A 19,188-nucleotide genomic window follows, 5' to 3' on the forward strand; every position below is an offset into this window, starting at 1 on the left:
CAATTCCTGGCTTACTAGAACTCATTAAAGATTCAGAATCTAATGTGCGTTCTAGAGCCGCAGATGCGCTGAATAAAATCGACAAAAAAACTCATAGTGTAGTCATTAATCTTTCTCAATGGATTAACGAATACCAAGATTCTGAATATATTGGAGATGGGATAGATTTGCTATCAAAATTGATATGTGGTTAGATAAGGTGACATTACCATCTGACAAATCCCTGCTGGCGAGATAAACACAGCATTACTGTAGATGATGCCCAAAAAACATTTCTAGATGTGATATGTATAGACACATCTAGAAATTATCTCATCTACTCTACAAATACTTACTGAAATATTCGTATCTATTTATTCCACAGTCACTGATTTGGCAAGATTACGAGGCTGGTCAACATCCAAACCGCGACGGGCGGCAATATGATAAGCCAATAATTGCAAAGGTATTACTGTCAAAATTGGAGAAAGTAATTCTTCCACATCAGAAATGGGAAGAAGGTCATTAAATATTTCCCCGGCTTCGCCATCGTTAACGGGAGTCACGCCAATTAAGCGAGAATCTCTGGCTTTGGCTTCTTGGGAGTTAGAAATCACCTTTTCATATACACTACCAGGAACTGCGATCGCGTATTTTCTAACCAACATTACCCGCAGCTAATACTTGTTCAACTGTCAGCACAATTTCAGGAAAAGTTGCAGACACAATTTGCTGGTTTTCGCTAAACTCTTTTTCCTCGTACAATCCTTCTGACAACAATAAAATTGTAATTTTTGACTCTATAGGGTCTACAATCCAATACTCAGGAATCTCCAACGCTGCATATTCAGAACGTTTATAGCGATAATCGCGCTTCACTGAATCAGGACTGACAACTTCCACTACTAATATCGGCGCAGACTGACAAACAGCCGACTCATCAAGGACTTCCATCACTTGTTCAGCTGTTACAACATAAACATCAGCTAATCTTGACTTCCGCCATCCTGTTCTTACCCCCGCTTCTCTAAAACATAGCCAAGGTAAACTCAAGCGCTTGATTTCTGTGTCAAATCTCAGTTCAATGAATTTAGAAATCAGCAAATGTCTAAAAGTTGGTGGATTCATAAGTTCTAGTTTCCCGTCCACCAGTTCATAACGGTTATCAGTACCATCGTCATAAGCAAGATATTCTTCAAAAGAGTATAGACGCTCTGTAGTTGTCTGTATCATGGCGTAAACTCTAATAAAAGGTATTTTTGAGGTAGTCTTCAAAAGATCATGAGAAATTGCACATTGGCTGGTAGTAGCGTTTAAACGTGTATACAACTTTTTTATTGCTGTGCAACTTTATTATTTCTCCACAACAGCTACTACCTCTATTAATAGCCTATTCTACCGTTACAGACTTAGCTAAATTTCTGGGCTGGTCAACATCCAAACCGCGACGGGCGGCGATGTGATAAGCCAATAGTTGCAATGGTACGACTGTGAGGATGGGTGATAATAGTTCATCCACTGATGACACAGGGAGCAAATCATTAAATATTTCCGCCGCTTCGCCATCGTTGACGGGAGTCACGCCAATTAACCGAGAATCTCTAGCTTTGGCTTCTTGAGCATTAGAAATAACTTTTTCGTAAACACTACCAGGAATTGCGATCGCAACTACTGGTACTTTCGCATCTAATAAGGCAATAGGGCCATGCTTCATTTCCCCAGCTGGATAACCTTCAGCATGAATATAGCTGATTTCTTTTAATTTCAATGCTCCTTCCAAAGCTATGGGGAAGTTAATTCCCCTTCCTAAAAAGATGAAATCTTTGGTTTCGGCAAAGTCGTGGGCTAAATGTTCAGTTAGACTTTCTTGAGCTTCTAAAGTTGCTTCAATTTCTTTTGGTATTTGCCGTAACCCGTTAATAATTTCTACTAATTTTTCTAAGGGAACTGTCTGACGATGAGCAGCTAAATCTAAGGCTAAAGCATAAAATGCCATCAGTTGAGCAATAAAAGTTTTGGTTGCTGCTACCCCAATTTCAATTCCTGCTAAGGTATTGATGATATGGGGAACCATAAGACCCAGGCTGCTTTCGGGACGATTGGTAATGCCTAATAGTCGTGCTTGATATTGGGGTTCTTGTCCTTGGCGACGTTCTTTCTCCATTGCCAAAGCTGCTAGGGTATCGGCAGTTTCACCTGATTGAGTAACACCAATGATTAATGTATTAGGTGTTAGAGGTGATGGTGCATAACGATATTCCGAAGCATAGTGTACCTGGGTCGAAATTCCTGCTAACTGTTCAAGTAGATATTTTCCTACTAATGCTGCGTGCCAACTAGTACCACAGGCGACGATCTGAATTTGTGCTAAATCTGCGTAAAATTCTCTAGGTAAACCTAAATTAATGGGTGATTCACTAGATTCTTCTATATTAGTAAAGTAAGCTTCTAAACTAGCTCGTACTACTCCCGGTTGCTCGTAAATTTCTTTGAGCATGAAGTGCTTGAATCCCTGCTTTTCTACCATCGTGGGACTCAAGTTGAGCATCCGGGGTTGTTTTTTAAGTCTATCGCCAGCAAAATTGTAAATTTCAACGCCTAAAGGTGTGAGGCGGGCAATTTCGCCATTTTCTAGAGGTAACACTGCACGGGTGTAAGCAACTATTGCTGGTGTGTCAGATGCACAGAAAAACTCTCCTTGACCAAAACCGATTACTAAGGGTGCTTGTTGACGAACTACAATTAATTCGTCAGGATAATCAGCACAAATAACTGCGATCGCAAATGCTCCTTTAAGGTAATTAACAGCTTGGCGAACTGCGTCTAAAAAGGGAGATGATGAAGATGAGGCGGGAAGATTCTTTAAAAATTCCGCTATGAGGTGGGGAATAACCTCTGTATCAGTTTCAGAACGAAACTCATGTCCTTTCTGTTTTAGTTCCTCGCGTAACTCGCGGTAGTTTTCGATAATACCATTTTGTACTACCGCTACCCGCATCGCCGTATCCAAGTGAGGATGGGCATTGTACTCTTCTGGCTTACCATGAGTCGCCCAGCGAGTATGACCAATTCCAATTTGAGCAGGGTTTTCTAGTTGTTCAAGTTTAGAACGCAAGTTATGGAGTTTGCCCTTTGCCCGGACACAATTCACCTCACCTTCCCAAACAGTAGCGATTCCAGCAGAATCATAACCTCTATATTCCAGTTTTTCTAGACCAGCCAGTAAAATTTCTGTTGCCGCTTGAGTGCCTATATACCCAACGATTCCACACATTACTCACACCACTCCAGTTGCAGGATTATTAAATCCAGTATAGTTGCCGGCATAAAGGTGCGGTTTTGACAAAGAAAAAAGGAGCAAGTTGCTCCTCTACTACTAGGTATTGTTATGGTTTCTGAGCTTTTAGACTAAAAAGACAATATTAGTAGGGTGGGTAGTATCCACCCTACAATCCTAAAGGAGCTTGCTATGGAGACACTTAATTGTGAACCAAGTGAGAAATTTTAGAGAAAATTCCTCAGTAAGCTAGACCCATACTGCGAGTTGTTTCAGCTCCTAGGTAAACCCGGATGCTCAAAAAGTCGGTGGGGCAAGCAGTTTCACAACGCTTGCATCCTACGCAGTCTTCTGTGCGGGGTGAGGAGGCAATTTGAGCAGCCTTGCAGCCATCCCAAGGAACCATCTCTAGCACGTCAGTAGGGCAAGCGCGGACGCATTGGGTGCAACCAATGCAGGTATCGTAGATTTTTACGGTATGAGACATTGAAAAAACGGCTCCTTTCGAGTGTTCTTCTCTGCGAAAGAATCATAATCAAGGCATAGTTTACCGCAGTGGCTCATAGCCTGTACTCAAAAGGCTACATAACTTTAAACAATGTAATAGGCACTCTTAATAATTTGTCCTGGCGAAGTGTCCAGATTACCTTATAAATCAACAACATTATAGGAACGTACTTACGTCACAGTTTTTCCGCAGCAAAGTAGGTTTGTAAAGATGTATGAAGCGATCGCCAATTCTCAGAAATAAATGAAGAAGTTATCTATGGTACTTATTGCTTGGGAAGTATACACCGCCAAATATCATAAATTTATGACAAAATTTTAATTATCTAACAGCAGTTCCAAATTTATCACAGTTAAGATAATTGCTACTCAATTAGCAGAGGTATAAATAAATTTAAAATTAATTAATAAAATCTATCTATAGGTTATTTATAACAAAAGCTGCCATAACTAAACTTACAAAGTGTTATCTATATTTTTATCACAATCTCTATGGTAGATGTTTACATTATTGACTTATTTGTGATTGGTCTGCTTTTGCTAGCAGTCACATTAGGGTCAGGCTGGATTTCTCGCTTACCTCTTTCTTTTGCCATTATCTATCTAGTGGTTGGTATTTTTTTAGGGCCCTATGGCTTCGGACTGATTCAATTACGTCAAGATGAAGTATTCAATGCCGAATTACTAGAAAGGCTAACAGAATTTGTAGTGATTATTTCAGTATTTAGCTGCGGCTTAAAAATTACTCGTCCACTCAGGTTGGATGCATGGAATATTACAGCACGACTAATTGTATTTTTAATGCCAATTTCTATTTTTGCTTTAGCTGTTGTGGGTAAATTGTTTTTAGGTATGAGTTGGGGAGAAGCTATTTTATTAGGAGCAGTTTTGGCACCAACAGATCCAGTATTAGCTTCAGAAGTTCAACTGATTGATACAAATGATCAAGATGAGCTACGCTTTGGGCTAACTTCTGAAGGTGGGTTAAATGATGCTTTAGCTTTTCCCTTTGTTTATTTTGGCATTTATGCCTTAAAAGATAATGATTGGGGTAACTGGTTAACATATTGGATTACAGTTGATTTAATTTGGGCGATCGCCGCTGGTATTATTATGGGAATTGTTGTTCCCAAAACAATAGTTTTGATTGATCAAAAAATCCAAAAGCATCGTTCTGCTGATGCATTGATGGAAGATTTTGTTGCCATCAGCATAATTTTAATAACTTACTCATTAACAGAAGTTGTTAATGGCTATGGGTTTTTGGCAGTGTTTGTTGCTGGTTTAGTTGTACAACGTAGTTACAGGAATTCTGAAAAACCACTAGCACAATTAGAATTTATTGAACGGCTTGAAAAACTTTTAGAAGTAGGAACAATTTTATTATTGGGATCAATATTATTATTTGAGCCAATGCTCAAGTTTGCTACGCAATCTTTATTAGTGGCAATTTCGTTGTTTTTAATCATTCGCCCGTTAGGAGTTTGGATTAGTACAATCAGTAAGCGTCCTTTAGACTCCTACCGTCGAAAATTACATCCAATAGCTCGCTTATTATTTGGCTGGTTTGGCATTCGTGGTGTTGGATCTTTATATTATCTTGCCTATGCTTTCGGCCACGGATTAGAAGGCGCAGCCGCTGAAAAAATTGCTTGGATAACTTATACCACGATTATAATTTCTGTAGTTTTACATGGAATTACTGCTACTCCTTTAATGAAATTGTATGAGCGTAAAATTAGTAGTAAAAAAAAAGCTGCTAATTCTGCAATAGCTGATGAATTAGAGTAGATTATAGATGTTGTGAGGTACTTGAGGGTATGATTCTAAAATCCTGATATCAGAAGACTTTTAAACCTGTTTTATATTCACTGTTATAGCTATATATTAATCAATACATGAGGATTAAAAAAAGACAAGGAAGAGTAAGTAAATTATTCCTTCTTCCTTGTAGCCCTATGTTTTTACTATTTTCTAATTACCCGTCACTTTCTCAACTATTTCTCCAGCTTTGTCAAGTAAATTTGGCTGAGAATTTTCTTTTCTTTCAGCTTTTAAATTTCTTTCGTAAGCCTTTTCCATAGTTTCAAGACTTTCACCGTCTTTTAATGCTTGCTCATAAGCCTCTTGTCGCTCTTCTGCTCGCATACCAGCTGCTCGGTTATATTCGTAAGCACGGTCAATCTTTTCTTGAGGTGTTAGTCTTTGATCTTGGGGTATTAATTTTAATTCTTCAAGTGTTGTTGCATAGCTAGGCGGTTGAGTAACAATAAATAAACCCGACAAGCTAACAAAAATCATTAACACTAAAACCAAAATCTTAAGAGGCAATGCTTGCTTTAAACTTGATAAAATTCGTTGCATAAAAATACCATCCTTATCTTTGTATTGCAAATTCTCATCAATGCACGCAATATCTAAGCTTTAAAGGCATCCTAGGGGTTTAGATGTAACTCTTCCTTCTATCAAAGGATACATTTTATACTGCTTTTGATGTGATTTGGACAAATTTTATAGAAATCTCAATTTAGCCCTTTATCACACAAAGGTATGTAGTAAATATTGCCATAATATTTTTTTATATTTAATTTTTATTTAAAGAAAGTAAGCTAAGTTCTATACAAACTGTTTAATAAAGGACTTCAGTGAACAGCTAATGAGCATTCAAATTGTATAGAACTAGGACTGTTCGCGTTCGTGTAGCATCCCATAGAGAAACTTACCGTAGGGTAGCCTTTACTGCAAGTGAAATATTCTAAAAAAATGAATGACGATTAGCTTATTAGAATTGAAACCTATAAAGTCTCCAAATAGCTCAAAAGATCTGCCATTTCTTGGGTACTAGGCTGGAATTTAGGCATAGGTGGCGTTTCGCCGCTAATAACTTGGTGAATCAATCCATACCGGGATTTATGCTTTGAGACAGCTTGCAAACTAGGGCCTACTCGTCCATCTGCTTCCAGTCCATGACAACCAGCACAATTAATTTGAAAGATAGCATGTCCTTGAATTGGGTCTCCTGTGAGAGAAAGCACACTTTTGACGTATGGATCAGAAGCTCGAACTATCTGAAGACCAAAAATGCCCAAAGGGACTGCTAGCAGTATCGCCAAAGCCAACAAAGCGATCCGCTGAATCAAAGTTTCAGGTTTGGTAATCTGGTTATCCAAAAGGTTTGCTGTGGAAGTTGAGGTTTGCTAAGAATTTTTTATTTCCTACACATAGCTTAAAAGTTCTTGATTGTGTCTGCAAGCACAAATTACAGTTTTTTTATAAACAGTTGTTGTTCAAAAACGGCGTTGGGAGGGGGATTCATCCCCAATTTGGTAAAATCAAAAGCGAGATATGAATCTTGAATAATTGCAAACAGGAGATTTAAAATGGTTGAACCCCTGCTATCAGGTATTGTCCTTGGTCTAATTGTAGTTACCCTCGCTGGGCTATTTTACGCTGCCTATAAGCAATATAAGCGCCCCAACGAGTTGGGGGGTTAAGAGTTCTGAGTGCTGTTAGCGTAACGTGGCGTTAGCTTGTGCTGAGTAGAGGAAGATGAGGATTTTTTAAAGAATTTTCTTGACTCATCTTCCTCATCTTGTAATTCTCTCTATTAGTCACATCTTTCTTTACAAGCTTAAAGCCATTGTTTTATCAGCATCTGAGAGACTAAGCTGTTCATTGTGCTTGACAAATGTGCGTTACTCTTCAGAAATCGTGTGACAAACTTTTCGTATTTGGCTAATTGCCTCATCTTTCTTCATCATTGAAATTGATGTTTCAACGTACACTTTCGGCTTCATTCCCTTCATCCACAATTCTGTAGAAAGTCAGTGCTGTGTTACCGTAAACCTTTTGGCGGCAAATTTCCCAAGTTGCAATGATTGGAGGTGTCCAAGCTTGGGGATTATGTTCTGCTGCTAGTTCACCGCTAATATCTAATAAATCATAGTCAGCGATCGCTTCTAAGACTGGCTGATACAATCCACTCGCATAAGGTGGATCAAAGTAAATTTTGTCAAATTGCTTTCCGGCTAAGCTTTTTAACTGCTGGACAACATTTCCTCGCAACACCCGCCATTCTTGCTCAGCATGAGCTACCTGCTGCCAATTTTGTTGAATAGTTGCACAGGCTCGGCTTGATTGTTCAATTCCCACTACTAAGCTGGCTCCTCTACACAAAGCCTCTGCGCCCATTGAACCAGTACCAGCACACAGATCCAGCCAACGACAACCTGCAATACTACCCTGCCAAATATTAAAAACTGCCTCTCTTACCCGCGAACTAGTGGGTCTGGTTTCTTGTCCCGGTAAAGTTTTAATCTGGCGATTGCCGTAGATTCTTAAAGTCATTAGTCAGTGGTTAGTAGAAAAGATTCAAAAGCTGACAACTGACAACTGACAATTGACAACTGACAAAACATGATTAGGCAGCGATTTTTTCCCGTACTTGAGCAACAAAATTAGACAAGATTTGCAATCCTATATTAGAGGATTTTTCTGGGTGAAATTGAACTGCCATCAAATTTTCGTGAGCGATCGCTGCTGTGATAGTCTGAGTACCGTGGGTAACAGTTGCAGCCCGAACTTGCGGATCAATTGGATCAACATAATAAGAGTGAACAAAATAAACCCAAGGTTGAGCTGGTAAATGCTCCCACAAAATACTTTTTGGTTGAGTTACTTCCAGTTGATTCCAACCCATGTGGGGAATTGTAATTCCCGGTTCTGGTCGAAACCGTTGTACTTTTCCTTTAATAATTCCCAGTCCTGGTTGATTACCTTCTGCACTTGATTCAAAAAGAATTTGCAGGCCCAAACAGATTCCTAAAAAGGGCTTACCAGATGCGATTGTGTCTTTAATCGGTTGCTCTAAATCACGCGCTCGCAGATGTTGCACTGCTGGATCAAATGCTCCTACTCCTGGCAAAACGACTGCATCTGCCTGTGCCAATTCTTTAGCAGAATGAGTAATCTTAGTAGTTGCTCCAGCTTTTTCTAAGCCTTTGCAGACTGAGTGTAAATTTCCCATCTCGTAATCTACGACCGCAATAATTGGCATTGACCTGCTCCTTGTAAATTAATTGTGGAGGGTTTTTCTATTCTAAATAATATTTCTTATGGCGAAAAGAATACTATTAACTTCTTTTGACATTTGGCTCAAAGATCAACAGTCAAATTCTTCTAATGACTTATTATTAGAAGTCACTCAACTTAATTCTATCCCCCATGGCTTAACTTTTTTACACCAGTTACCTGTAGATGTGCAGCTTGCTAGTTTGCGAGTGATTCAAAAAATTGATGAATTCCAGCCAGATTACATTATCTGTTGTGGCATGGCTGCAAGCCGGAAAAAATTAAGTGTAGAAGTCAGTGCCAGTTGTAAAGAAAGTATTTTACAAACAACTGTTGATGTAGAAAAATTAATCTGGGGAGTGATCGCAACTGAGATTAGCCATGACTGCGGTAAATTTGTTTGCGAAGGTCTTTATTATTCAGTGTTAGAGTACCTGCAACAAAAACAACTCACAGCACATTGCATTTTTGTTCACGTTCCAGTTTTAACTCCAGAAAATTTGGCAGTAATTATGGCTGATTTTGTATTAATTATTAACAGGCTGGCACTTTCATAAAATTGCCTGCGTCTTTTAGGTGAACCAAATATCTAAGTATATGTTTCCATTGTTACTAAATTTACTGCTCGCGCAATCAACTCCTCCTACACCACCACCTGAAGAAGTGGTGCAACCACAACAAGTTCGCCCTTTACCTGGCCAGTTAAATAACATCCCGACTTTTAATAGCAATAGTCCAGAATTGGTCTTGAAAGAGGGGATTTTACTTTCTACTTTTCCACCAACTGGAAAAAAAGTGCCCACGGCGCATTTGAATTTTCCTTTTCGGGGGCGATTTGATGTTTTTGCCCACCATATTGCCAGGGCAGAACCACCAGAGGATTTACGGTCACTATATTTAGGAATAATTGTGCATAATCCTGGCTCTACACCAGTGAAAATCAATATTTTGCAGGCAGCGAGTTATTTAAGTCAACCAGACGCACCGTTTATTGATTTGCCATCTTTAAGTCGAAATACTTTAGGTACAGTTTACGCTGGCCCAGGCGATCGCGTCATGTCTGATGTCCTCAGAGGACGGCGACAAAACATTTTCCCTGCCCAAATTGAGATTCCACCAGGGCAAAGTCAGATGTTACTCAATCTGCCAATTCCAGTTAAAGGTCTAACACCACCTTTAAATGGTCGATCTACGTTGATGCGACTGCGGAGTAATGGCACAGTCTATGCAGCTAGTATGGCGATGTTTGCCAAGATGAATACTGATGGTGGTGAGCGTGCGCCTTCTGTGAAAGAATGGCAAACTTTACTGGAGAGTGGTGATTTATCTGGGCCACGAGATAAAACTCCTACTCCTTTAGAAGAAACTGGTAAGCCCAGAATTTATGGGCGTGTGGCGGGAGTCGCTAGTGGTACTCAATGGAGAGCTTTAGTAACAGATACTCCTAAAACTAGATATTTAACTATTCCCCAACCTGGTCAAGTGTTTTCTTATGCTATTGATACATTGCATGGTGGTACTTTAGGAACTAATCAGATTCAGAGTGCAAACATGCTAGTACGCTATCCTGATACTGCATATCGCGCTCATGGCAATTATGGTATTCAATACAGTCTTAAATTGCCGTTGTACAACAATACTCAAAATTTGCAATCTGTGAGTGTATCTATGCAAACGCCACTTAAGGAAGATCAGTTAGTGAAACCAGGACTGCGCTTTTTCAGTACACCAGCCCGTCAAACCTTCTTTAGGGGAACTGTACGGGTACGTTATAAAAATGATCAAGGTAAGTCACAAACCAAGTTTATGCATTTAGTACAAAAACGAGGGCAACCTGGAGAACCGTTGATTTTACTCAATATGAAATCAGGCGATCGCAGATTAGTAGAAGTAGACTTTCTTTATCCGCCAGATGCTACACCACCACAAGTATTAACAGTGGCAACTCAACCTCAAACTAAGTAAAAAGTTTGACTACTTACAACCTTTATTAATGGTAGGCATAGTATCTATTAAACACATGGTATTTAAAAATCTTTCAAAATTTTGAACACCAATTGCCGTTGCAATAATAGATACTATAACTACTAGCGTAATAGTCAAAGCCTGTGAATCACGCATAGATTCTTGCTTAAACTCAAGAAATAACCATGAGAGATAGTTTACTATTTGTATCTACTAATTTCATTGAAATCCCTTGGCTAGCTTTTTTTGCACTTTACTCTTGGTCTTAGTTTTATTCACTTCTGTTACTGCTTCTTGAAATAAATTGTGCAGATGGATGGGGACACTAGCAATATCTGGTAACTCTGGTTTGATTGGTTTGTTAAATTCTTCTAAAAGCGGATCTAAATCACTGGCGAGGCTAAACTCCGGACGTTGCAAAACTTTTTGCAACATCTTTTCTAATTGCGTTGGGTACTGGTCGGCTAATCTGTGCCAGATAAAAGCATTAATACTTTTATCTTCAAGATAGTAACGAATTAGCTTTTCAGCACCTTCAACGCTTTGCCAATCATCAGCAGATAAAATGGTTTGCATCTTACTGTATGTTGGCAAAAACATTTGTCCCCAACGAGGGTGAGAAAAAGTTGTTACCTGTTCTGCTTTCTTCAGTTCAGCAGGTAAATCAACCTTTGGCATAACCATTTTGCTATTACCTTTAAACATTTGAGACACTACGTTTGCATCAGCACCAGCTTCTTTTGCGGCTGCTTTCATTTCTTCTTCTTCCACACCAGCTTCTGCTGCCATTTCGGCTAGAGATTTGGAAGTATCAATTCCCGCTTCTGCCAAGCGTTTCTCAGTAATTATTTCTTGGAATTCAGCTATTTTTTTATTCAGTTGGTATCCCGGCAGTGTGATTTCATCACTACCAAAAAAGTCAATAAATTGCTGATGATATTGTACTACTGACTGCCAAGCTTCTTCTAATAATTCTGGGGCATCACTATAAAGATTGTTTTTATAGTTTTCTTTGAAATTTCCAATTGCAACCGCAAGTTTTGGCTTACCTAATTTACCCATAATTGTGTAAGGGCCAGAGAACATCCAGTAGGTATCGGTTACGGGAGAAATTCGAGTTAATAAGATTTCTCCTACTTTTAACCGTGATATTGCCTGTAATGTTTGGATATTATTTGGCTTGACAATGTAGTGTTTATCTGTAAGCCAATTCCTTAAATCAAAGCCATCGGGTAGGATTTCGGTAATAGCAAATAAGCCAATAAAACTATGATGCCAGCTATCGATCAGGCTGCGATCGCTTTGTGTCAAATTTGGATGACTTTCTAAAAACAACTCTAATGGTGATTGTTCGCCAACTTTTCCTTCTGTAATAAAACGGTCAACGATTAAGTCTTGCTGTGTAGTATCTCCACTACCACGGCGCAGCTGTGTTGCTGCATAGGTTTCCAGTGCTTGTGCTAATTCACCTTCTGCATCCAGAACAAAATCAACTAAGGCCTGTTTGAGTTCATGCGATCGTTCTAATATGGCATCCACAAGCAAATCTCTCGGTTCAACAGTTGTAAATTATAGCCTTTGAGAGAATTACCGCATCTAGCAACAGCTAGATTTGTAGGAATACTTAGCGCGTTTAGAGAAAATTTTAAAAAGTTGAGATTAGAGAGTTGACTAACAAGCAGAGGTACAGATACCTTACCGCAAATGCGCTGATACTCTTATGTTACGTCTTCATAAATTCCGCAATAACACGGTTACGCTGATTTGTACTTCTGATCAAAACTGCAATCATCCAGTTTATTAGGGTGCATTTATGACTAGCCCCGCAATGCCGATGATCCGAGTCAATCTGGAAAGAGCAAAACTGTTAGTTAAAGAGTTAGAGCGATCTACATACACTCAACTGAGTGCTTATTGTTTAGAGGTTTTGCATGAAATCGGCTGTAATGATACTGAACTTCCAGCCAATTTACAAACTCGTGAGCAGCAGTTAAATTTCATCGCAGGCTTTGCATCTTATGCTTTTGGGGAGGTGGAAAATGTCTAGAGCATTACTAGAACATATTTTTAATTATTCAGAATGCAATCAAGAGATGGCGTTGCCTACAACAGATGGTAACTTGTTAGTTGTAAGTAATGACCAAGATATAGCTTTACCTGCAACAGATGAGGAATTGGTGCTTTTAACCGAAAAACTTTTAGAGGTTGAAGTCCCTACAAACGTTTTTTTTCAAGCTATTGCTATTGCCGCTTACGATTATGCATCCGCTTTTCGCTACGCTGATAACTTTCTCAATAGCTTTAAGAAAGCTGAAATTTAGCTAAGTATTATCTACATTAATTAGTAATCTCAATCCGTTTTTTCAAGCTGTGGAATGATGAGGTTGATTAGACTATTAATCAAGCGATCGCTTTCCATTAGCATTACATGTTTGTTTGCCGTCAAGCATCTCCATTGGTGCTATCTCTCACATTGAAAGTATGCCCGAAGTATTTAAGTAATCATCGCTACTCAACCCGTTGCGTCATTATATAGCGATCGCGCATAGAATACTGCTCAAAGTGTAGGTTTGGAGGTACTTTGGTTTAATGCGATCGCACTTTTGCTCTTTGCTATAGTGATTGAGGGGGCGACAAAGAAGTTAAAGTGGTTGCTGTATAAGCAGCATAGCCCTCAAACCCTGATGATAAAATGCCTGTTTATTGCGAACGACAGCCATCATATCCAAGACTAATTCCTGACACTCATTCAGGGAAGTTATCCAATTTTGCCCATATAAACCTATCCAAAAAGCACTATGTCTTTTTTTACTTCTTTTCTGTTCACAAGGACGACAAACATAATATTGTTGTCTAGATAATTGAGTTTTTTGACCTTGTAACCAGGCAGAAGTCATTGCTAAAGCAATCAATAAAATTAAGCGAACCATTCTATCAGGATTCGCTTGAGAACCTTCTAAATTATAACCGCCTGTTTTGCAATCACGGAACATAGCCTCAATCCCAAAACGTTGAGCATATATTTTGAGTGCAGTGGATAAATCGGGCAGATTAGTTGATAAATACCAAGGCTCTAGCTCTTGATGACTACGATATTTACGTTTCCAATAAACCGCTAAATTACAACGACCAAAACCTTTCTTCTGTGTAAGATTAACATGAAGATAAAATCTGCGGACTCCTGGATAAATTGGAATTGTATGTAGGGGTTGAAATTTTTGTCTTTTTTCTCGAAAAGTCGTGGATTTTTTTTGTCGAAGTTTAAATAGGCGTGATAAAATTTCTTCAATGATGGGAAACCATAGTAGCACTACACTCAACGCATTCGAGTTGAGAAATCTTTGTAAATGACGACGACGGCTATTTTGTTGTATGGGTAAAGGCAGGGTAGCCGCCAATCTTTCTATTTTTACTTGCTTCTGACTTTGTAGCAACCATACCAGCATTTTTAGAGTAATTAATTGTGTATTACTCAGGTACTTTTCTAGGATTTCTTGATAGAATGAAGGCAACATTTATTTATGTGGTCTTGTTAATTTGACGAGACCATTCTTTTTTACCACCAAACTGTCCCTTCTAAGTAGCTGCCTAATAACTGCACACTACTGTCAATAAGAACCGTTTTTTTTGAGAAGGTATCTTACTTGAATCCCCCTGTCCGTCATACTTTGACTACTCTTGTCGCCCCCTCAGAGTGAGTGCTTTTATCCATCACTATTAATAACTTTAGTCGTCAACTGAGTTAACGATTGAAGGCATGGAGAAAGCAATTCGCAGTATTCAGTTTGCTGCTTTTTAAGAATGCTTTAGTTGTAAAAAAACCGTGGTAGCTGATAGCTAACCACGATTAAAAGTTTATTGAGATTTTTTCTTGTGCCTATGGTTGATTAATCACGGCCATTTATGGCAATTAGCAACCGCAAGATAAAGACGAACAAGTTGATGTAAGTTAGGTACATCGATAAAGCAGCAGGCAGATATTGGTCATCGCTATAAGTGCGGGGCAAGATATAGAAATCTACAACAGAAACCCCAACAAACAGAAATACTCCTAAACCTGAAATGGCAATTTCTAACCAATTTGGCGTGTAAACACCAAACATGGCAAACCCGAATTGGGCGAGGCACACAACTACCAAGGCAATAACACCGAGATTGATGGTTTTTGTCAAAGCCATCCCATCTTGTTCAGAGAGATTTGAACCAATTTGACGGGCAGCAATAAAGGTAACGCCACAACCAAGGGCAGCCAACCCAATACCCTGAATACCAACACCTTGGGATCTCAAAGCGACAAATACTAAGCCACTGAGAGTATATCCAGACAAGAGACTGTAGGTTGCCAATAGGGGTAGTGCAAGTCCCTTGTTACCTTTTTGGGCAACATTTTGGGCAACAAAGAACAAAATTAACTCTACAATCACCGCACCGATGAAGGTGGGAAAGAATATTTCGGGGTTAGTACGGATAACTCCCAAACCGCCGTAAGTCCCTAATGCCGTTAGCACCAATCCACCACCGACGTAGGGGAGGGCGTTGGCAATCACGTTTGGGCCAACGAGGGCGTGAGATTTAGCCTCACGGATAGCTTCACGAAAATTACTGGTGTTGCTCATATTTCAATTTTTTCAGGTAAACGTTCTATTTACTTCCATTCTTACCAATATTTGCGGTTAACAGCCAAAGATTTAATGTAGTTGCCAAATCTGGAGGGCAGCTTTTTGGCTAAAAATCATAGTCGTAACTCGTTGAGATCTGATTGCTTAGTTTTTTCAGTATTAATTCAATACAAATCTGTGTTTTAGTCAATATAACAGATGGCTTTTAGGTAAGTCATGCATTTTTCAGCATAAATAGCTAGATTATGTTGCAAAAGATAAACATTATATTGCAATCAATTATTATCAAGAAAACAAAAATAATCTGTAACAAACAATAAAGCAAAATCATGCGTGTAATTACTGAATGGCAGAGTGGAACCCCCCATAAGTTCAGTGAAACGACGATGGTTTAATCTGGCTCTACTAAGGAAAATAATTACAGATTTGAAGGAAATATACGCAGCTCCATTCTTTCAAGAAAAGGAGTTACAACAAAGGAATTTATATGGCAACAAGTGAGTCCTCTGTGCGAATTGATGGTATAGAGTTATTGCACTTATACCACCAAAATCCCTCTATTAAACTTCGTAATAAACTTGTACAATTACATACTGGATTAGTCCGAAAGATGGCTCATAAATTTAGCCATCAATGTAATGAACCTTATGAAGATTTAGAACAAATTGGTTACTTTGGTTTAATTAGAGCAATTGAGCGCTTCGATCCCAGCCAAGGATATGCTTTTAGTTCCTTCGCTGTGCCATATATTCGAGGTGAGATGCTACATTTTTTGCGCGATCGCAGTACGCTGTTAAAAATTCCTCGTCGTTGGCAAGAATTGTACAACGAGGGACAAAGAATTCGCAAAGAATTATCAGTTTCTTTGGGTCGTCCTCCCAAAGATGCGGAAATTGCCAAAATACTACATGTGTCTTTGCAAGAGTGGCAAGAAACAAAGCTAGCAGCGCAAAATCGTATGCCTTTGAGTTTGGATGCTACCGCAGCTCACTATGTTGATTGCCAAATAACCTTGGGTGAGGCGCTTCCTTGTCCTCGTTCTATTGCTCTCCAGCTACAAGAAGAAGAACGGCAACAACTCCAAGGGGCAATCAGCATGTTAGAAGAAAAGCCCCGCATGGCAGTTGAAATGGTATTTTTAAAGGAACTTTCTCGCAAGGATGCTGCTAAAAATATTGGCACTAGCCCTATGACAGTCACACGGTATCTGCAAAAGGGAATTCAGGATTTGATGGGTTATTTGCAACCACAGGTGATGCCAACAGGATCGTAGTTAGTGGTCAGTGGTCAGTGGTCAGTGGTCAGTGGTCAGTGGTCAGTGGTCAGTGGTCAGTAGCAACTAACAGCTAACAACTGACAAATGACTAATTATCGAGATTTTAAATCAGCGATCGCACCTCTGGTCATGGCAGCAATGGTTTTATCACTAGCTTTTGGCAAATGATAATACTTGCCTCCTGCTGTTTGTGATAATTCCTTCGCAAAACCAGTAGAAACAAATTTACTTTCAGTATCAATTACCAATAGTTGCATCCCTAAAGCTCTGATTCTGGAGGCAATTTCTAGTAGTTCCGCTTTGATATCTGGTTTTTCTCCTGGTTCTAGCTGTTCACCTAAAGAACGTGCCAAGGGAATATTACCCCGTCCATCAGTGATCGCTACAATCACGACTTGCCCAATATCTCCACTCATCTGTGCATTTAGACCGACGCGTACAGCTTGGGTTAAACCATGTGCTAATGGCGAACCTCCACCACAGGGCAATCTTTCCAAGCGGTTACGTGCTAAAGCAATAGAACGCGTGGGAGGCAATAACACCTCTGCCTGTTCTCCTCGAAAAGGAATTAATGCTACTTGGTCGCGGTTTTGATAAGCTTCCGTTAAAAGTTGCATTACCGCACCTTTAGCCGACTGCATCCGGTTGAGGGCCATTGAGCCGGAAGCATCTACTACAAATACTACCAACGCTCCTGCTTTACGTACCAAACGCTTCGAACGAATGTCACCTTGCTCCACAATTACTTTTCTACCTGGGTTTCTCTCTCTTCGTGCTTTTTGATAGGGAGCAGCAGCTCTGAGGGTGGCATCTACTGCAATACGTCGCACTTTTCCTTTGGGCAACATAGGTTTAATGTAGCGTCCCCGGTCTTCAGAAAATATGATACTACGGCTACCAGATTTGCCCTGTCGTTTCGCCATCTGAGCAAAATAAAGCACACTGTCATCAAGAATCACCCCTTCGGAATCAAAAACAAATTCTTCGGGGATACTGGGGGGTTCTTGCTGTTCTGGTTCTTCTTGTTCTTCTTCTTGTTCTTGTTCTTCTTCTTCTGACTGGTCTTGATTTTCTGGTGGCGCAGGGGGAGGTGGTGGTGGTGGTTGTTCAGGGGGCGGTGTCTGTACAATTGTTGCCCGTGGCACAATTACTAATTCCACAGCATGGCGCAAATCTTCAGCGTTCACTGTTGTCCGTCCGTCCAAAGCCGCAGCAGCTTTTGCAACCCGCACAGCAAATAATTCAGCACGATGCCCTTGAACTTTGCCGCGAATTGCTTCATCTACTAAGTAGGCGATTTGTTCACGGGTAATGGTCACTTCCTTTAACCACTCCCGCGCCAGGATAATTTGAGTTTTAAGAGCGTCTAAGTCTTCGCTGTAATGTTGAAGAAAATCTTGGGGAGAACTGGAATAAGCGATCGCTTGCTCAACTGCTGCTACCCTTTGATCTAAGCCAAGTACACCGTCAGCAGAAAGAGCGATCGCAATTCTATCTAATAAATGTTCGCGCAAAGCCCCTTCTTCTGGATTATAGGTGGCGATGAATAAGGATTTACAAGGATGCTGAAAACTAATTCCTTCTCTTTCAATCTGGTTGCGTCCTTCAGATAATACTGTTAATAGTTGATTTGATATTTGATCATCTAATAAATTAATTTCATCTACATACAAAACGCCTCGGTTAGCTGTGGCTAGTAACCCAGGCTGAAAAATAGTATCGCCTTGTTGTACCGATTTTTCTACATCCACAGAACCCAGAAGTCGGTCTTCTGTCACCCCCAGAGGAATTTGGACAAAAGGTGAAGGGATAATATCGGTGGCAACATCTTGAATATTTTTATCTGCATACTCCGCCAACAAATAGTCATCCCATTCTTCTGGGTGAGTGGGGTCGCAATTACTGATGGAACCTGGAACAACTTCGATGGGTGGTAGTAAGGCATGAATAGCACGAGCCATTACTGATTTTGCCGTACCACGACGACCTGCGATCGCCACTCCTCCCAAACCTGGATCGACCGCTGCTAACAGTAAGGCTAATTTAATCGCTTCTTGACCGACTACGGCCGTCAAAGGAAAAGCGGTGATTGTGGGACTAATTGTAGACGCAGGCATTGTTTGCAAAATTAAGTAGTCTCGGCTCTTAGCATAGCAATTTCTGGTACATTTAACTCAATAAGCGTAAACCCCCTTGCCTTGCCTACCTATAAGAGTTACTTAGATTTGTTCGATTTTTGATAATTTGTCTATCTAGTATAGAGAGATAAAAAAGCCTCCTAGCTGTAACTCACCTAGGAGGCTTTTTGATTTGAATAAACAGACCTGGCATCGAGCTATTTTTGCGTAGGGCTACCCCTAAACTATCGTCGCCGCAACAGCGTTTCACCTCTGAGTTCGGGAAGGGTTCAGCGTGGTTCCACCGCGCAATAGACACCAGGAAAACCTGATGGGAATTAAAAATTAAAAATGTAAAATTAAAAATGACTTTTGAAA

Annotated in this window: 19 protein-coding genes, 1 rRNA gene and 1 pseudogene; 8 read left to right on the top strand and 13 right to left on the bottom strand. The window is 39.8% G+C overall.

Annotation, left to right across the window (positions count from 1 at the left end; all coding sequences use genetic code 11):
- Positions 1-194 (top strand): HEAT repeat domain-containing protein (locus I8751_RS29860; protein WP_225894374.1); only part of this gene is annotated, 194 nt, incomplete at its 5' end.
- A gap of 159 nt (positions 195-353) precedes the next feature.
- Here the strand turns inward: I8751_RS29860 and I8751_RS23830 are convergent.
- The 4 genes and pseudogenes from I8751_RS23830 to psaC all read right to left on the bottom strand — a co-directional run.
- Positions 354-629 (bottom strand): annotated as a pseudogene (locus tag I8751_RS23830) (glutamine--fructose-6-phosphate transaminase (isomerizing)); the annotation flags it as partial.
- A 7-nt stretch (positions 630-636) separates the two neighbouring features.
- A complete protein-coding gene (locus tag I8751_RS23835; protein WP_214441574.1) occupies positions 637-1,212 on the bottom strand; it encodes a Uma2 family endonuclease in 576 nt (191 codons plus the stop codon).
- A 157-nt stretch (positions 1,213-1,369) separates the two neighbouring features.
- Positions 1,370-3,253: a glutamine--fructose-6-phosphate transaminase (isomerizing) gene (gene glmS / locus I8751_RS23840; RefSeq protein ID WP_214441575.1), complete on the bottom strand. Its 1,884-nt coding sequence runs from the start codon at positions 3,251-3,253 to the stop codon at positions 1,370-1,372.
- Between the two features lie 244 nt (positions 3,254-3,497).
- Positions 3,498-3,743, bottom strand: a complete 246-nt coding sequence (gene psaC, locus I8751_RS23845) for a photosystem I iron-sulfur center protein PsaC (RefSeq protein ID WP_012411495.1) — start codon at positions 3,741-3,743, stop codon at positions 3,498-3,500.
- Positions 3,744-4,255: 512 nt separating this feature from the next.
- Between psaC and I8751_RS23850 the strand changes: the two genes are divergently transcribed.
- Complete coding sequence (locus I8751_RS23850) at positions 4,256-5,554, top strand: cation:proton antiporter (RefSeq protein ID WP_214441576.1); 1,299 nt, start codon at positions 4,256-4,258, stop codon at positions 5,552-5,554.
- Positions 5,555-5,737: 183 nt separating this feature from the next.
- On the opposite strand, the gene I8751_RS23855 is transcribed toward I8751_RS23850, so the two are convergent.
- Together I8751_RS23855 and I8751_RS23860 are read right to left on the bottom strand one after the other, a co-directional pair.
- A complete protein-coding gene (locus I8751_RS23855; RefSeq protein WP_225894375.1) occupies positions 5,738-6,157 on the bottom strand; it encodes a hypothetical protein in 420 nt (139 codons plus the stop codon).
- 401 nt (positions 6,158-6,558) lie between these two features.
- Positions 6,559-6,933: a c-type cytochrome gene (locus I8751_RS23860; protein ID WP_214441577.1), complete on the bottom strand. Its 375-nt coding sequence runs from the start codon at positions 6,931-6,933 to the stop codon at positions 6,559-6,561.
- Between the two features lie 210 nt (positions 6,934-7,143).
- Between I8751_RS23860 and petG the strand changes: the two genes are divergently transcribed.
- Positions 7,144-7,257, top strand: a complete 114-nt coding sequence (gene petG / locus I8751_RS23865; protein WP_010995538.1) for a cytochrome b6-f complex subunit V — start codon at positions 7,144-7,146, stop codon at positions 7,255-7,257.
- A gap of 280 nt (positions 7,258-7,537) precedes the next feature.
- Here petG and rsmD read toward each other — a convergent pair whose 3' ends face one another.
- Both rsmD and hisH read right to left on the bottom strand, forming a co-directional pair.
- Positions 7,538-8,110: a 16S rRNA (guanine(966)-N(2))-methyltransferase RsmD gene (gene rsmD, locus I8751_RS23870; RefSeq protein ID WP_214441578.1), complete on the bottom strand. Its 573-nt coding sequence runs from the start codon at positions 8,108-8,110 to the stop codon at positions 7,538-7,540.
- A 73-nt stretch (positions 8,111-8,183) separates the two neighbouring features.
- A complete protein-coding gene (gene hisH, locus I8751_RS23875) occupies positions 8,184-8,819 on the bottom strand; it encodes an imidazole glycerol phosphate synthase subunit HisH (protein ID WP_214441579.1) in 636 nt (211 codons plus the stop codon).
- A gap of 58 nt (positions 8,820-8,877) precedes the next feature.
- Here hisH and I8751_RS23880 point away from each other — a divergent pair, with 58 nt between their 5' ends.
- Together I8751_RS23880 and I8751_RS23885 are read left to right on the top strand one after the other, a co-directional pair.
- Complete coding sequence (locus I8751_RS23880; RefSeq protein WP_214441580.1) at positions 8,878-9,390, top strand: pyroglutamyl-peptidase I family protein; 513 nt, start codon at positions 8,878-8,880, stop codon at positions 9,388-9,390.
- Positions 9,391-9,430: 40 nt separating this feature from the next.
- Entirely contained in the window at positions 9,431-10,798 is a 1,368-nt protein-coding gene (locus tag I8751_RS23885; RefSeq protein ID WP_214441581.1) for a DUF3370 domain-containing protein, read from the top strand.
- 219 nt (positions 10,799-11,017) lie between these two features.
- Here I8751_RS23885 and I8751_RS23890 read toward each other — a convergent pair whose 3' ends face one another.
- The gene (locus tag I8751_RS23890; protein ID WP_214441582.1) at positions 11,018-12,337 is read right to left on the bottom strand and encodes a hypothetical protein; all 1,320 of its coding nucleotides are present in this window, start codon (positions 12,335-12,337) and stop codon (positions 11,018-11,020) included.
- Positions 12,338-12,611: 274 nt separating this feature from the next.
- On the opposite strand from I8751_RS23890, the gene I8751_RS23895 reads away from it, so the two are divergent.
- Positions 12,612-12,845 (top strand): hypothetical protein, encoded by a 234-nt coding sequence (locus I8751_RS23895; RefSeq protein WP_214441583.1) that lies wholly within the window; start codon positions 12,612-12,614, stop codon positions 12,843-12,845.
- Positions 12,838-13,119: a hypothetical protein gene (locus I8751_RS23900; protein ID WP_404800451.1), complete on the top strand. Its 282-nt coding sequence runs from the start codon at positions 12,838-12,840 to the stop codon at positions 13,117-13,119. The genes I8751_RS23895 and I8751_RS23900 overlap by 8 nt, the downstream gene beginning before the upstream one ends.
- A gap of 321 nt (positions 13,120-13,440) precedes the next feature.
- Here I8751_RS23900 and I8751_RS23905 read toward each other — a convergent pair whose 3' ends face one another.
- Both I8751_RS23905 and I8751_RS23910 read right to left on the bottom strand, forming a co-directional pair.
- Complete coding sequence (locus tag I8751_RS23905) at positions 13,441-14,313, bottom strand: hypothetical protein (RefSeq protein WP_214441584.1); 873 nt, start codon at positions 14,311-14,313, stop codon at positions 13,441-13,443.
- Positions 14,314-14,685: 372 nt separating this feature from the next.
- Positions 14,686-15,414: a Bax inhibitor-1/YccA family protein gene (locus I8751_RS23910; RefSeq protein WP_214441585.1), complete on the bottom strand. Its 729-nt coding sequence runs from the start codon at positions 15,412-15,414 to the stop codon at positions 14,686-14,688.
- Positions 15,415-15,904: 490 nt separating this feature from the next.
- Between I8751_RS23910 and I8751_RS23915 the strand changes: the two genes are divergently transcribed.
- Positions 15,905-16,690 carry an RNA polymerase sigma factor SigF gene (locus I8751_RS23915; RefSeq protein ID WP_214441586.1) on the top strand — a complete coding sequence of 262 codons (786 nt, stop codon included), beginning with the start codon at positions 15,905-15,907 and terminating at the stop codon, positions 16,688-16,690.
- Positions 16,691-16,785: 95 nt separating this feature from the next.
- On the opposite strand, the gene bchD is transcribed toward I8751_RS23915, so the two are convergent.
- Both bchD and rrf read right to left on the bottom strand, forming a co-directional pair.
- On the bottom strand, positions 16,786-18,810 hold the full coding sequence (gene bchD, locus I8751_RS23920; RefSeq protein WP_214441587.1) for a magnesium chelatase ATPase subunit D: 2,025 nt from the start codon (positions 18,808-18,810) through the stop codon (positions 16,786-16,788).
- A gap of 205 nt (positions 18,811-19,015) precedes the next feature.
- Positions 19,016-19,133 (bottom strand): 5S ribosomal RNA (gene rrf / locus I8751_RS23925).
- Positions 19,134-19,188: the final 55 nt, after the last annotated feature.

The organism is Atlanticothrix silvestris CENA357 (genome assembly GCF_016056295.1).
Lineage (GTDB): Bacteria > Cyanobacteriota > Cyanobacteriia > Cyanobacteriales > Nostocaceae > Atlanticothrix > Atlanticothrix silvestris.